Origin of the sequence: Halocynthiibacter sp. C4 (genome assembly GCF_028823805.1) — a bacterium.
GTDB lineage: Bacteria > Pseudomonadota > Alphaproteobacteria > Rhodobacterales > Rhodobacteraceae > Falsihalocynthiibacter > Falsihalocynthiibacter halioticoli.
Genome location: NZ_JAPEIE010000001.1, coordinates 1428525 through 1442004, shown reverse-complemented (window position 1 = coordinate 1442004; position 13480 = coordinate 1428525). Strand labels below are relative to the sequence as shown.

General features: G+C 55.3%; 12 protein-coding genes. 3 read left to right on the top strand and 9 right to left on the bottom strand.

From position 1 onward, the window contains the following. Positions 1-20: 20 nt before the first annotated feature. The 4 genes from OU789_RS07000 to OU789_RS06985 all read right to left on the bottom strand — a co-directional run bounded on the left by OU789_RS07000 (position 21) and on the right by OU789_RS06985 (position 4053). Positions 21-1298: an HlyC/CorC family transporter gene (locus OU789_RS07000; protein ID WP_274654534.1), complete on the bottom strand. Its 1278-nt coding sequence runs from the start codon at positions 1296-1298 to the stop codon at positions 21-23. A gap of 139 nt (positions 1299-1437) precedes the next feature. Then, positions 1438-2379 (bottom strand): site-specific tyrosine recombinase XerD, encoded by a 942-nt coding sequence (locus tag OU789_RS06995; protein ID WP_274654426.1) that lies wholly within the window; start codon positions 2377-2379, stop codon positions 1438-1440. Positions 2380-2381: 2 nt separating this feature from the next. Then, a complete protein-coding gene (locus OU789_RS06990; protein WP_274654424.1) occupies positions 2382-3899 on the bottom strand; it encodes a hypothetical protein in 1518 nt (505 codons plus the stop codon). 19 nt (positions 3900-3918) lie between these two features. Continuing rightward, complete coding sequence (locus OU789_RS06985; protein WP_263953109.1) at positions 3919-4053, bottom strand: hypothetical protein; 135 nt, start codon at positions 4051-4053, stop codon at positions 3919-3921. A 210-nt stretch (positions 4054-4263) separates the two neighbouring features. Between OU789_RS06985 and OU789_RS06980 the strand changes: the two genes are divergently transcribed. Next, complete coding sequence (locus OU789_RS06980; protein ID WP_446719167.1) at positions 4264-4773, top strand: shikimate kinase; 510 nt, start codon at positions 4264-4266, stop codon at positions 4771-4773. Next, positions 4770-5903, top strand: a complete 1134-nt coding sequence (gene aroB / locus OU789_RS06975) for a 3-dehydroquinate synthase (protein WP_274654421.1) — start codon at positions 4770-4772, stop codon at positions 5901-5903. The genes OU789_RS06980 and aroB overlap by 4 nt, the downstream gene beginning before the upstream one ends. Before the next feature lie 80 nt (positions 5904-5983). Here the strand turns inward: aroB and OU789_RS06970 are convergent, their stop codons facing one another. Beyond that, positions 5984-6484 (bottom strand): single-stranded DNA-binding protein, encoded by a 501-nt coding sequence (locus OU789_RS06970; RefSeq protein ID WP_274654419.1) that lies wholly within the window; start codon positions 6482-6484, stop codon positions 5984-5986. A gap of 201 nt (positions 6485-6685) precedes the next feature. Here OU789_RS06970 and OU789_RS06965 point away from each other — a divergent pair, with 201 nt between their 5' ends. Then, the gene (locus tag OU789_RS06965; RefSeq protein WP_274654417.1) at positions 6686-7261 is read left to right on the top strand and encodes a lytic transglycosylase domain-containing protein; all 576 of its coding nucleotides are present in this window, start codon (positions 6686-6688) and stop codon (positions 7259-7261) included. A 3-nt stretch (positions 7262-7264) separates the two neighbouring features. Here the strand turns inward: OU789_RS06965 and OU789_RS06960 are convergent, their stop codons facing one another. The 4 genes from OU789_RS06960 to OU789_RS06945 form a co-directional block, all read right to left on the bottom strand. Next, positions 7265-9352 carry an ABC transporter ATP-binding protein gene (locus OU789_RS06960; protein ID WP_274654415.1) on the bottom strand — a complete coding sequence of 696 codons (2088 nt, stop codon included), beginning with the start codon at positions 9350-9352 and terminating at the stop codon, positions 7265-7267. Positions 9353-9355: 3 nt separating this feature from the next. Next, positions 9356-10546 (bottom strand): ABC transporter permease, encoded by a 1191-nt coding sequence (locus tag OU789_RS06955; RefSeq protein ID WP_274654413.1) that lies wholly within the window; start codon positions 10544-10546, stop codon positions 9356-9358. Between the two features lie 9 nt (positions 10547-10555). Continuing rightward, a complete protein-coding gene (locus tag OU789_RS06950; protein ID WP_274654411.1) occupies positions 10556-11638 on the bottom strand; it encodes an ABC transporter permease in 1083 nt (360 codons plus the stop codon). Positions 11639-11762: 124 nt separating this feature from the next. Then, positions 11763-13421 (bottom strand): ABC transporter substrate-binding protein, encoded by a 1659-nt coding sequence (locus OU789_RS06945; RefSeq protein ID WP_274654409.1) that lies wholly within the window; start codon positions 13419-13421, stop codon positions 11763-11765. Positions 13422-13480: the final 59 nt, after the last annotated feature.

The following is a 13480-nucleotide window of genomic DNA, read 5'->3' as shown; positions in this document are numbered from 1 at the left end:
GCGGTGCTAGAGCCGCCGCCCTATGTCATCAAAGGCCGGATTTTCAGCTTGGAAATCCGGTTGCCATCCATTTCCATAATCTCGAAACGGAAGCCATGGAACGAGTAAACTTGTCCCTTTGACGGGATACGCTGTGCTTCGTGGATCACAAGACCAGCAATGGTATTGGCTTCTTCATCCGGCAAAGACCAATCCGTCGCACGGTTCAGGTCGCGGATGGTTGCGGCTCCATCCACAAGGAATTGACCGTCCTCGGTTTTCTCGTGAACTGGCGCGTCGGTGATGTCGAATTCATCGGTGATCTCGCCCACGATTTCTTCAAGGATATCTTCGAGCGTGATCAACCCCTGAAGCGCTCCGTACTCATCCACGACCAACGCAAAATGCGTGCGACGGCGCAGGAACTGGTGCATTTGATCATCAAGCGTTGCGGTTTCGGGAATGAAGTAGGGTTCCGACGCGATATCCATCAGGTCAATCTCGGCCAAAGCATCCCGCGCAGACCCGCTCTCGCGCGAAAGATCATGGATGGCGCGCAACAGGCTTTTGGCGTGGATGACACCGACGATATTCTCCGGCTCGTTCCGATACAGCGGGAGGCGCGTATGACGGCTCTTGAGGCACTGCTCCAGAACAACATCGGTGGTCAGATCCGCGTCGATCATCTCGATCTGGCTGCGGTGAAGCATGATCTCTTCAACGGTGCGCTCAGAAAGGTCTAGCGCGCCAAGGATACGGTCGCGGTCTTCTTTTTCGACAACCCCTTCGGAATGGCCAAGAGAGATCGCGCCAGCAATCTCGTCGCGCACAGCAAGGATCGCGCCATCAGGGTCTGTTTGGATACCAAACACGCGCAGAACGCCGCGCACCAACATTCGGACAAAAGCAACGACAGGCGCGAAGATTTTGATCACCAGTGCAATCGGCCCGCTGACGGCGCTGGCTGCGGTTTCAGCGTTGGTGATCGCATAGGTTTTCGGCAGCACTTCGGCAAAGATCAGGACCAGCAGGGTCATGACCAGCGTCGCCAATGCCACACCACTTTCGCCGTAAAGACGGGTAAACAGAGCGGTGGCAAGCGAAGTTGCGAGGATGTTGACGAGGTTGTTGCCCAAGAGCACCGAGCCGATCAGCTTTTCGCTGTCTTCGGTAATGTCGAGCGCGCGTTCGGCCCCGCGAGAACCCTTGTCGGCCATATTGCGCAATTTTCCGCGTGAGGCGGCGGTTAGCGCAGTTTCGGAGCCGGAAAAGAAAGCCGAGAAAATCAGAAGTGCAAAAATTGCACCGGCGGAAATCATGAGGGCGGTGTCAAACACGAGGCCAAAAACATCCAATTGGTTGCGGTATGCCAGCACTATGCCAGCCATTCCGTTATGGGGCGCAAACCCCGCGGGTTCAAGACGAGGGGGCGAATTTTGGTGCGGTTATCGGGATTTGCTAGTCAGGTTTGGCCAAAGGGTGGTGTTCAAGCACCAGAGATTGCAAGCGTTCCTCTAGCACATGGGTATAGATTTCGGTGCTCGACAAATCCGCATGGCCCATGAGTGTCTGGATCACACGAAGGTCTGCGCCATTTGCCAGAAGGTGCGTGGCAAACGCATGGCGCAGGCGGTGCGGAGTGACAGAAGACGGATCAACACCCGCCGCAACGGCGATCTCCTTGATCAGCGCATAGAACCGATGCCGCGTGAGGTGTCCGAGTTTGCCACGAGAGGGGAACAGGAAAGACGAGGGCGGTGTGCCGTGTTCAATGCGCTCCACCTCTTCCTGTGCGTCACGCGTTTCAAGCCACGCCTCCAAAGCGTCACGCGCCGGCGGAGATAATGGTACAAGCCGTTCTTTGCTGCCTTTGCCTTTGATCAGCAGCATTTGCGGATTCCCTCGCGCAGAGGCGACGGGCAGGCTCACAAGTTCCGTCACACGCATGCCACTCGCATAGAGAAGTTCCATCAGGCATGTGTTGCGCAAACGGTCTGTCTTGTTTCGTCCTTGCGATTTTGCGGCCTCAAGAAGGCGGTCTACATCGTTTTCTGACAGGGTTTTCGGCAGGCGCTTGCTCCGTCCTGGTCCGCGGATTTGCAGGGCAGGGTGATCTTCGCGGAGCCCTTCTTCATAAGCGAAACGGTAGTAGCTCTTGATAGCTGAAAGCCTGCGTCCGCGCGTGGATTGCGAGAACCCCTGCGCGTCACAATGGATCAAATAGTCCTCAACCGTGTCGCGAACGGCGCTGTTGAGTGTTTCCTTCTTGCTGGCAAGAAACTCTGCATAGTCTTGCAAATCCCGCCGATAGGCCTCTTGAGTGTTGGGCGAGGAATTGCGCTCTGCCACCTGCGCCAGAATGAAATCTTCGATTTCGCGGTGCATTTGGGCGAGTGACATGATCAGCTCCGTTCAAGCAGCATAAGTTGCAAGGCCGCCCGGCGCGCCACATCCTCAAGACCAAGAGCACGAAGCGTCGTAAGCCCCGCGGCAATATCGTCCGGATCGCCAGTGCTGCCCCGTTCAAAAAGCGTCATTGCCGACAAGATCGCACGTCCAATCTCGCCATTCTTGAGCATCGCTGCTTCGGCGGGCGGCGGAGTAAGGGTGTTAAACCCGTCCACAATCGCACGGGCTTTTGAAGAGGTTAGGCCATGGAGTTTGGGCATACCTTTGGCCAAATCAACGAGGAAACGATCTTCTGCTGTACCTGGCGCGTATTGAAGCGCGACGGTTTCGTAGTCGTCCGTTAACAGCCCGAGGTGAAACCGCGCCTGCGCCGTTTCCGGGTCAAGCAGCAAAGGCGCAAGCAAAGGGGTATAGTAACGCGCGAAGGGGGTAAGCAGGTTGGCCTCTGCCATGGCGCTTTGTGCTTTTGGCAATGTTAAGGCTACGCCAGCGGTGTCTTTGGCGCGCAACGCGTCATCAAAATCCTGCACCGCCGCAACACGGTCCCACAAGCCGCCAGAAGCTGGTGGTTTACGATCTGTATAGAGCGGGAACAAAACGTTGTCGGCCACAGCACCAGAAGCCGCGAGTTTCTCTGCGGCCTGAAGGCGCGCGCGCCATCCGTTGTTCTTATTGAGATCAGTTTGCGCAAAAGCGCGGGGCAAATGGGTTGTTGGAATCGGTTCGCCAATGGCCTCATAGAGTCGGAAAGTCAGCGGCGAAGGCCTTGCAATCAACGGCAATTCATCCGCGCCCTCGAAAAGCTCTGGATCAAGGAACCGCGCTAGAAGCTCGTCTTCCTCTTCCGATATATAGCCAAGTGCACGCCCAGTTTCCAAGGTCAGCGCCGCAGCATTCCAATCCCCAGTCCGCGCAAGGCAAAACACGCGGGCAGGCAAGGTTGGTGCCATTGTAGCGGTGTTTTGTAGGTTTTCGCAGGCCGCGGTTTCGACGCCGATCAACAACGCGATGTCGAAATAGCGGCGGAACATCTCTGCGGATTCTGTGCCAGTAATTTCCATCAATGACGCCGCTTGGTCGAGCGCTCCAATGTCGAGCAGCTTATCGATACGGGCTTGAAACAAAACCGCGCGCGGATCGGTGTCAGATGGCGGAGAAACTTCGGCAAGAAGCAGCTTCATCAGAAGCGCTTGCAACGCGGGGTATGTCTCTACGGGTTGGGACAAAAGAGCGCGCGCAAGATCTTCGCTCGGGGTTGGACCCCACAATTCACGCGGGAACCCTGTCACGCTAACAGGCAGCAAGCCCACTCCATCCCGCGATGGTTGCCCAAGCGGAGATGTCTCGATCTCCTCGATCGCGGCGGAGTCGGTCACGTCGGAATTTGGTGCGGTCTGCGGCGTAACAACCGTTTCCGACAACCAGTCAATCGCAGATAGCGGCTCTTCTTGCTGCGCGACGATAGGTGCGGAAAAACCGGAAAAGAGCGCGGCAACCGCCACGGTTTTCAAAAGAAATGCCCTGCGCACGTTAACCGTCGCTCAATGTGACGGGTTGGCGAATTTCGGTTATGTTCGGATCGAGATTGCCAAAATAGGCAAACGCCACAAATCCGATAAAGATTCCGATCAACAGCCCGATGATCAATTTTAGAAGTCGCCCCATGACTCTGTCCTGTCTCTATTCTGTGTTTCTCGCCATTGTTTGGCGATGATGATTTCCTGCTGCCGTGATTATGCAGTTTTTTGTCGGATATGTCTCTTTATATATGGCCTTTTTTGCAAGATCACGCCATTCAGGTAAAGAAGTGAAAATTTAAGCGGATGGCAGCCTGTTTTGGGGTTCAAGTTACATAAGACGGTTGTGTTGGTCGGAATGATGGGGGCCGGAAAAACGGCCGTCGGCAAGGCGCTCGCGGCGCGCATTGGTGTTCCGTTTCTTGATAGCGACGAAGAGATTGTTAAGGCGGCGAATATGTCGATTGCCGAGATTTTCGAGCGCGATGGAGAGCCCTTCTTCCGTGACAAGGAAACGCAAGTTATTACGCGACTTTTGACCGAGGAGCGCTGTGTGCTTTCGACCGGAGGCGGCGCATACCTTTCAGAACGTAACCGAAAGATCATTTCAGAGAAGGGCAAAGCTGTTTGGCTCAACGCCGATCTGGCGCTTTTGTGGTCGCGGGTTCGGCACAAGAATACGCGGCCTTTGCTGCGGACAGACAACCCCTACGAGACCCTTAAAACCCTCTATGAGGCGCGGGTGCCGTCTTATGAGCTGGCAGATCTGTCGGTCAAAGGTAAGGCAGAATATTCCATCGAGGATATGGTGGATGCCGTGGTGAGCGAATTGAAAAAACAAGATAATCTACTGGAGGAAATCGCGTGAATACCGCGTCGCAAACCAACATCGAAACCGTACAAGTTGCGCTTGGGGAGCGGAGTTACGAGATAAAGATTGGCGAAGGGCTGCTCGCAGATGCAGGCACCTATATCGCACCGTTGTTGCGCCGAAAGAAGGTTGCGATTCTGACGGATGAGACGGTGGCGAAGCTTCATCTTGCAACACTTCAAGACGGTTTGGCGGCGGCGGGGATAGAGTCCGATGCGCTCGCATTGCCTGCGGGAGAGGCTACAAAAGCGTGGCCTCAATTTTCGCGCGCCGTTGAGTGGTTGCTTGAAAGCAAAGTCGAGCGCAACGATGTTGTGATTGCGCTTGGTGGCGGTGTGATTGGAGATCTGGCGGGCTTTGCCGCAGCGGTCGTGCGCCGTGGCGTTCGGTTTGTTCAGATACCCACCTCGCTATTGGCGCAGGTCGATAGTTCCGTTGGCGGGAAAACCGGTATCAACGCACCACAGGGCAAGAACCTGATCGGTGCATTCCATCAACCCTCGTTGGTTTTGGCAGATATCGGTATTCTCGCAACCTTGCCGGCGCGTGATTTCCTGTCTGGTTATGGCGAGGTCGTTAAATATGGCCTTTTGGGAGATGCCGCGTTCTTTAAATGGCTCGAAGAACATGCGCCTGCGATGGCCAAAGGCGATGTTGCGGCGCGGGCATATGCGGTGAAGCGGTCCTGCGAGATGAAGGCCGATATCGTTGCGCGCGACGAAACAGAGCAGGGGGATCGCGCTCTTCTAAACCTTGGGCATACGTTCTGTCATGCGCTGGAAGCGGCGACGGGCTATAGCGACCGGTTGCTGCATGGCGAGGGTGTTGCGATTGGGTGTGCGTTGGCATTGGAAACGTCGGCGCGTTTGGGGCTGTGTTCCCAAGAAGACCCAAGCCGTCTGCGTGCGCATCTGAAAGACATGGGGATGAAGGCGGATATCTCTGACATTCCTGGTGACCTTCCCAATGCACGGGCGCTGCTTGATTTGATGGGGCAAGACAAGAAAGTCGTGGATGGCAAGATCAAGTTCATCCTGACACGTGGAATTGGGGATGCGTTCGTTTCGCCGGACACAGATACCGATGTTGTTTTGTCGGTTCTGAAGGATGCCTTGGGCGAGCGTTAAGGTCGCCGCGTTCTATATTGTTATTAAAAGAAAAAGCCGCTCCAAATGGGGCGGCTTTTGTCTTTGTGGTGTTCTGTTTTTTAGAACGGGATCTCGTCGTCGATGTTGCCGCCGCCGCCGCTTGGCGCGCCGCCTTGGGAGCCTCCACCGTAATCGTTGCCGCCACCACCGGAGTAGCCACCGCTGCTGCTGCCGGAATATCCGCCGCCGCCGCCAGAGCCACCGTCATTGCGTCCGTCGAGCATGGTCAATGTGCTGCCAAAGCCTTGCAGAACAACTTCGGTTGAATACCGGTCGTTGCCACTTTGATCTTGCCATTTGCGAGTCTGTAGCTGGCCCTCGATGTAAACTTTAGAGCCTTTTCGCAGGTATTGTTCAGCAACTCGAACCAATCCCTCGCTGAAAATTGCCACAGTGTGCCATTCGGTCTTTTCGCGGCGTTCACCTGTATTGCGATCTTTCCACGTCTCAGAAGTCGCGATACGCAGGTTGGCAACCTTACCGCCGTTCTGGAAGGAGCGGATCTCTGGATCGGCTCCAAGATTACCAATTAGAATAACTTTATTGACCGAACCCGCCATGCAGGATGCTCCCTTCGAATCTATTGTGTTGAACGCAAAGTTACACCACCCGCCAAGGTTCGGGGCAAGGTAAAATATGTGCAAATTTCCTTTGGTCCCATAGGCCGAGGTTTTAAGAGGGGTGGATTTAGCTTTCGTTTCGGGTATATTTTCCGAGTTGCGACAGTGTCGCTCGTTTGTTGCCAAGGAATTGTATTTAGGATGTTTGTAAGAGTAATCACAACTTGCGCTGCTCTTGTTATCGGAACGGCGGTCTTCGCTGACCCGCTTGCAACCGGTACAAAATCCAAGCGCAATCTGTTTTCCTCACAGCTCAAAGTTCTGGATACACGCGCGGCCACGCAGTATCGTGGCTCCGAGCGTTTGCGCCCCCGCGGTGCGGGCGATGCGGTTCCGGCTTATAACGGCAAATACAAGGGGCAGTATCTTCCGATTGCCCGCGAGATGGCCCGTAAATACAATATTCCAGAAGACCTGTTCCTGCGGTTGGTACAGCAGGAAAGCGGCTGGAACATCTATGCGAAATCACACAAAGGTGCCACTGGGCTCGCCCAACTTATGCCTGACACGGCGCGCTATCTTGGTGTGAATATCAATGATCCCGTGCATAACCTTGAAGGCGGCGCGCGCTATCTTCGGGAACAGTATATTCGCTTCGGCTCTTGGCGCCTTGCGCTTGCGGCCTATAACGCAGGCCCCGAAGCGGTCAGCAAACACTCCGGTGTTCCGCCCTACAAAGAAACCCAGAACTACGTTGTGGCCATTCTTGGCCGCTAGGGTCTAACCAGCTTTTTCTGTATCTTTGGTTGCAATGACCGGCTTCATGCGTGCCAGCATGTCTTCGGAGAGGTGGCATTTGATCTTATGCCCGTTGGCAAGAGTGCGATCCGAAGGAACCTCGGTCTCGCAGATGTTGCCTTCAACCTTGTCTTTCCAATGGCAGCGCGTCTGGAACGGGCAACCGCTTGGCGGGTTCATGGCCGAGGGGATATCCCCCTCAAGCACGATATGCTGTTTCTCAATCGCGCGGTCCGCAATTGGAACAGCCGAAAGAAGAGCTTCGGTATAAGGGTGATACGGCGGGGCAAACACCTGATCGGTGGTTCCAATCTCAACCACATGACCAAGATACATGACCATCACACGGTCACTGAGATAGCGCACGATCGAAAGGTCATGGCTGATGAACAGGAGCGTGGTTTTGTTCTTGCGTTGAAGCTCCATCAACAAGTCCGTCACCGCCGCCTGAACCGACACATCAAGCGCAGAGACAGGCTCATCCGCAATCACGAGCTTTGCGTCGCCCGCAAAGGCACGCGCGATACCGACGCGCTGTTTCTGACCGCCAGAAAGCTGGCGTGGCATGCGCTCGGCAAATTCACGCGGCAGTTTCACAAGATCAAGCAGTTCCAACATGCGCTCGTGTCGTTCCGCATCGTTATCGCCAATCCCGAACACCTCAAGCGCACGGATGATTTGGCGGCCAATACCGATAGACGGGTTAAGCGTGTCAAACGGGTTTTGGAACACCATCTGGAGCCGCGAGACAAGTTCGGCCCCGCGGTCATCAATTGCGATGTCCTCAACCGGCTCGTCAAACAGGATCGCTGTCCCTTCGGACGCAGGCTCCAAGCCCATCAAAACCTTGGCGAGTGTCGATTTCCCACAGCCGCTTTCCCCCACAATGGCAAGGGTTTCGCTTTCGCGTGCTTCAAAACTCAAGCTCTCGTTGGCCTTCACAACGCGGTTTGGCCCACCAAAGTGGCCCGAGGGCACATCGTAGTATTTCCTGAGATTATCGACCTTAAGCACCGTGCGACCCGCATCTGTGGCTTCGGTTTCGGTTTCAACCTTGAGCGGCGCGTCCCAGTCGATATCGGCAAATCGGGCGCAGCGGGTGGTGTGACGGGCGTTATCCGGCACGGGGAACATGGCGATATCGCCCTGATCACAAATCCCAGCCTGAAAATAATCACAGCGCGGCCCAAAATTGCATCCTTGCGGACGCTCGTTCGGCAGCGGGAAATTCCCCGGTATGGCCACAAGAGGGCGTTCGTTTTTATCGGCACCGGGTAGGGGGATCGAGCGGAACAGGGCCTGCGTATATGGATGACGCATATCGTCAAACACATCGGCAATGCTGCCGCGCTCGACGGCTTCGCCCGAATACATCACACAGAGTTGGTCGCATGTTTCCAGAACAAGGCCGAGGTTGTGCGAGATAAAGAGCATTGATGTGCCGTATTTCTCGCCCAAGCCTTTCACAAGATCAACAATCCCCGCTTCAACCGTCACATCAAGCGCGGTCGTGGGCTCATCAAGGATAAGCAGGCTGGGCTTACTCATCAGCGCCATGGCAATGACGATGCGTTGCTGTTGGCCTCCGGAGAGTTGGTGGGGGTAGCTTTTCAGGATGCGCTCGGGGTCTGGAAGCTTCACATCATTCACGACCTCAAGGGCGAGTGCGCGGGCCTCTTTCTTGCTCGCGCCCTGATGGATCATCGGAACTTCCATCAATTGCGCACCAACCCGCATAGCAGGGTTCAGGCTGGCCATCGGTTCCTGATAGATCATCGCGATCTCAGATCCGCGCAGGTCGCGCAGTTCTTCGGCAGAGTAGGTGGCAAGGTCACGGCCCTTGAACCGGATCGTGCCGCCCACGACGCGCCCGTTTTCGCCAAGGTCTTGCATCACCCCAAGTGCAACAGTGGATTTCCCGCAACCGCTTTCCCCCACAAGGCCAAGCGCCTCGCCAGGTTGCACGGCGCATGAAAAGTCCATCACCGCAGGGATTTCGCCCTTTCGGGTGAAAAAGCTGATCGAGAGGTTGTCTATCTCAAGGATGGGGCCGGTATACTCATTTGTCATGGCTTAATCCTTCAGGCTTTCTTCACGCAGCCCGTCGGCCAAGAGGTTGAGCCCAAGAACAAGGCTCATGAGCGCGATCGCAGGGGCAAGGGCCGCGTGAGGATAGATGGAGAGGAGGCGACGACCATCGTTGATCGTACTGCCCCAGTCAGGGCTTTCCGGCTCAAGACCGAGGCCAAAGAACCCAAGTGTTCCGAGCAGGATGGTCGTGTATCCGATACGTAGACAGAAATCGACGATCAATGGTCCGCGCGCATTAGGCAGGATTTCCCAGAGCATCACATACCACGCGCCTTCGCCGCGGGTCTGTGCGGCGGCAACGTAATCGCGGGTCTTGATATCAAACACTAGCCCACGCACGATGCGGAACACCAAAGGTGCGTTTACAAACACCACGGCCACAAAAACAATCAGCGTGTTGCCAGGAATGCTAATGAAATCAATGGCGTTTGGTACGAAGTTCAGCGCCGTACCGCCTTCGCTGATTACGGCGAGATAAGCGGCACCACCGATGAGCAAGGTGACGCCAAGGATGCGGTTCCGTGTTTGCGGCTGGGTGTGGTAGCGCGAGTTGATAACAAGCGTGACAAAAATCAGCGGAAACAGGAAAAGCACGGCCGCCATATAGCTCGGCAGGCCCGTTTCAACGATTTCGGGCGTTACCAATAAGTAGAACAACAGGATCACCGGAAACGCCAGTACAAGGTTTGCTGCAAACGATAGGCTCGTGTCGAGCTTCCCGCCATAGTAACCCGCCGGAAGGCCCAGTGTGATGCCGACCATAAAGGCGAAGATTGTCGCCAGAGGTACGAGTTTCAGGACTTCCCATGCACCGACGACCATGCGGCTAAACACATCGCGGGCAAGGTTGTCGCCGCCAAGGAGGTAATAGGGATAGCCTTCAACCCCGTCGGGCAAAGGTGTGCCTGGAACCTTGTTTTTCAGGCCTGAGATCTGTTCAAGCGGCGGATGGGTCAAGATAAAACCAGCCGCACCGAAGATTGCCGTAAAGACCCAGAACATCACAATCGCAAATCCGATCATGCCAATGGGGCTGTCAAAGAGTTTGCCGTATAGGCCCAGCCGTTTTTTATAGCGAACCGATAGGGCGAATGTTGCTGCGAGCGCAATCCACACGGGCCAGAATTGAAAGAGGATGCGTAGGATGATGGCGCCCCAACCGATGGTTTCCATGAGTGCCTCCTATGCCAACCGAATGCGGGGGTTGAGATAGACATACCCGATGTCGGATATGAGCTGCGTCACCAACACAACAACAACCGCAACAACAGAACAGCCCAGCAAGAGATCAATGTCGTTGTTGCTTGCGGCCTGAACCAATGTCCACCCGAAGCCTTTGTAGTTAAACAAGGTTTCAACAATCACGACCCCGTTCAACAGCCAAGGGAACTGCAGCATAATAACAGTGAAAGGCGCAATCAAAGCGTTGCGGAGCGCATGTTTCATCACGATATTCGGAAAGCTCACACCCTTGAGGCGCGCTGTTCGGATGTATTGCGAGGTCATCACTTCGGTCATACTCGCACGGGTCATGCGGGCGATATAGCCCATGCCATAGGCGGCGATTGTTATGACGGGCAGCGTAAAGTTCTGCCAGTTGGCATCTTTGGCCGCGGTGGTTGCCGTTCCTTTGAACAGGGTTTTGCTTTCGATCCAGCCCCATTCCGCAAGGATTGGCGAAATCCCGACTTGAGAAGAGGCAAAAAACGCGATCAGGATCACGCCAGAGACATATTCAGGCGTGGCGGTCGAAAGGATAGATATGGTCGAGAAGGTCCGATCCGTGCGGCTCCCTTCGCGCATGCCGGCCATAATGCCGACAAAGAGCGCGGCGGGCACCATGACCATCATCACCGCGAACATCAGCTTCCCAGTGAGGGCCAGTCTTTGCAACAACAGCGGGCCAACTTCGGTTTTGAACACACTGCTTTCGCCCCAATACCCTTGCAGGATGCCGCAATAGGTTCCCCATTGTTCACCGGTTGCAGCATCAACACAGCGACCGGATACCTGTCCGTCGTCGTTCTTATAGGTCCAGCCGGGCACAACCCCGATCCATTCGCCGTAGCGGGTGACGAGAGGGCGATCAAAGCCGTTTTTCGCCAGCCAGCTTTCAACCTGTGCGTCCTCCATACGGACGGAACCTTGGCTCTTGGCGAGTTTCTCAAGATTGGGGCCAAGGTTGGTCAGGAAGAAAACAATGAACGTCAGGCACAGCGCGGTTAGCACCATCAAGCCGACGCGGCGAAGAATGAAGTACCCCATGTAAAGCCCTGTTCTGAGGTGGTTTTTGCAGTCCACCCGTGCTTTTGTTTGGCTTGGTCCGTGATTTCAAACGCGGATCAGGCGAATGGCGCAGGGCCGGATAGCCCGACCCTGCAGTCCGTATTTAAGCTGCCCAGCCGATGAACTGCGGAGCAATCTCGAATTGCGGGTGCATCTCGTTGCCCACGAGGCCCGGCACCGAATGACGGTAAATCTTGCGCCAGAAGGATTGGATTGTAACCCCTTCATCCTGCATGATTTTTTCGAGTTTCGCCATGACTTCACGGCGCGCATCGGCGTCGGCAATTGCGAGCGCCTCATCAAGAAGCGCGTCAAACTCGGCGTTGGCAAAGCCGGTTTCGTTCCATGGAACACCGCTCTTATAAGCAAGAACAAGAACCTGTACGCCTAGCGGGCGCTGGTTCCATTCAGTAGAGCTGAACGAGATTTTTGCCCAGTCATTCCAATAGGTTGCACCCGGAAGAACAATCCGCTTTACCTTCATGCCTGCATCACGCAGCTGCGCGGCGACGGCATCGGTTGCGTCGGTGTTGAACCCAGAGTCGATCGACACAAGCTGGTGCTCGTAATCGGCCATGCCTTCGTCCTGCATGATTTTGAACGCGCCTTCAGGATCGTGAACGGGGGGCGGAAGCTCTGCATACTCAGGATGAATTGGGCAAACATGGTGGTTTTCGGCCACGGTGCCTCGGTTGTTGTACCCAAGCTCAAGCACAACGGCGTTATCCACGGCCATCGCCAGAGCGCGGCGCACCGAGGCTTTCTCGTATGGTCTGATCCCGTCCACTTCGGTTTCCGAGTTGGGGCGGGTGACAAGGGTTGCGGCCGTAACGGCGCTGGATTGCTCAAGGCCGAGGCTGTCGAGAATGTCGATGAAATCGCCGGTGGATTGATACATGGTGTCAACTTCTTCGGCCTCAAATGCGGCGACCCAAGCAGCAGGATCTTCGCCGTAGTCGATAAATTCGATCCGGTCGAGCCATGCGCCATTACCTTCGTTCCACCACGTATGATCTTCGTTGCGCACGAGCACGCATCTTTCACCCACGGCATAGCTTTCAGGGATGTAGGGGCCTGTTCCAACCGGATTGTCGAACGGATCACCATGATTGAGGGATTTATGCGCAATCGCAGCAGGATAATCGGCCATACCCGCGATGAGCGTAATGTCAGGGCGCGGCAATGTGAGTTTGAGGGTCGTTTCGTCGATTACCTCAACCGCACCTTCACGCAGTTTTTTGGTGTCTGGGTCAACCAGAACATCAAAACGCGTGGCCATGGAGTTGCCTTCGACTGTGCCGTCACACCACCATTCGATGTTCATCGCAACATCTTCGGCGGTGAATGGATCGCCATTGTTCCAAGTGACGCCTTTGCGCAGGTTGAGCGTATATTCGGTAGCGTCTTCGTTAATGTCCCAGCTCTCCATCAGGTAAGGCTCAAATGTACCTTCCTTGGTGTAGAGTACGAGATACTCGAGGAAACCGCGGGTCACATTGCCAAGCTCGGACCAATCATAAAGACGCGGTTCTTTCATAGCGCGTACGGATTGTTGAATGCGCAATGTGCCACCCATCTGAGCTTCGGCAGCAGCAGCTGGTTTCGGTGCGCCCGCAATTGTCAGAGCCGCGGCACTTGTCAGACCAAAGGCCGTAGAGCGGGCCAAAAATTCGCGCCGGTCAAGTTTTCCGGCCTTGAATTCGTCAATGAAGGCGGCGGCGGCGGAATGGACCGGTTTTCCGGTAATGGTCTTTTTCGTCATATTTTTGGCTCCCTAGTCGTCAATTATTGTTTAAACACAGTCGCTAAGCCGCGCCGCAC

Excerpts from the sequence above, each read along its gene's own strand:
- OU789_RS06950 (WP_274654411.1), bottom strand. The coding sequence starts at position 11,638 with ATGGGGTACTTCATTCTTCGCCGCGTCGGCTTGATGGTGCTAACCGCG.
- OU789_RS06980 (WP_446719167.1), top strand. The coding sequence starts at position 4,264 with ATGATGGGGGCCGGAAAAACGGCCGTCGGCAAGGCGCTCGCGGCGCGC.
- OU789_RS06960 (WP_274654415.1), bottom strand. The coding sequence starts at position 9,352 with ATGACAAATGAGTATACCGGCCCCATCCTTGAGATAGACAACCTCTCG.
- OU789_RS06945 (WP_274654409.1), bottom strand. The coding sequence starts at position 13,421 with ATGACGAAAAAGACCATTACCGGAAAACCGGTCCATTCCGCCGCCGCC.
- OU789_RS06995 (WP_274654426.1), bottom strand. The coding sequence starts at position 2,379 with ATGTCACTCGCCCAAATGCACCGCGAAATCGAAGATTTCATTCTGGCG.
- OU789_RS06985 (WP_263953109.1), bottom strand. The coding sequence starts at position 4,053 with ATGGGGCGACTTCTAAAATTGATCATCGGGCTGTTGATCGGAATCTTT.
- OU789_RS07000 (WP_274654534.1), bottom strand. The coding sequence starts at position 1,298 with ATGATTTCCGCCGGTGCAATTTTTGCACTTCTGATTTTCTCGGCTTTC.
- OU789_RS06970 (WP_274654419.1), bottom strand. The coding sequence starts at position 6,484 with ATGGCGGGTTCGGTCAATAAAGTTATTCTAATTGGTAATCTTGGAGCC.
- OU789_RS06955 (WP_274654413.1), bottom strand. The coding sequence starts at position 10,546 with ATGGAAACCATCGGTTGGGGCGCCATCATCCTACGCATCCTCTTTCAA.
- OU789_RS06965 (WP_274654417.1), top strand. The coding sequence starts at position 6,686 with ATGTTTGTAAGAGTAATCACAACTTGCGCTGCTCTTGTTATCGGAACG.